General features: G+C 73.5%; 1 protein-coding gene. It reads left to right on the plus strand.

What is annotated here, in order from left to right:
• Positions 1–58 precede the first annotated feature (58 nt).
• Positions 59–554: ABC transporter permease (locus ADK55_RS18980; RefSeq protein WP_159041464.1), on the plus strand; the 496-nt coding region annotated here is incomplete at its 3' end.

The following is a 554-nucleotide window of genomic DNA, read 5'->3' on the forward strand; positions in this document are numbered from 1 at the left end:
CGGTGGGACCGCACCGCCGGCTGGAGGACGCGTTCCTCACCCTGATCGGAGGTTCGGCGTGAGCGCCGTGACAGAGCCCGCCGTGACAGAGGTGGCCGACGGCTACCGCGCCGGCCGTACGCTGCCCTTGCGCGTGGAGGCGCTGCGCCAGTGGCGACGGCGGCGGACCCTGGTGATGGGCGGGATCCTCGCGGCACTCCCCTTCATCATGATCATCGCTTTCGCGGTGGGCGGCACGCCCGACGAACGCGGCGGCGGCAACGGCCGGATCACCCTGATCGACACGGCGACGGCCTCGGGCGCGAACTTCGCGGCCACCTGCCTGTTCGTGTCGGCCGGCTTCCTCCTGGTGGTGCCGGTCGCGCTGGTCTGCGGGGACACCGTCGCCTCGGAGGCGAGCTGGTCCTCGCTCCGCTACCTGCTGGCGTCGCCGGTGCCCCGGGCCCGGTTGCTGTGGAGCAAGCTGGTGGTGGCCCTCGGGTTCAGCCTCGCCGCCATGGTGCTGCTGCCGGTGGTGGCGTTGGCGGCGGGCACGGTCGCGTACGGCTGGGGGC

Source organism: Streptomyces sp. WM4235 (assembly GCF_001279725.1).
In the GTDB taxonomy this organism is placed as follows: domain Bacteria; phylum Actinomycetota; class Actinomycetes; order Streptomycetales; family Streptomycetaceae; genus Streptomyces.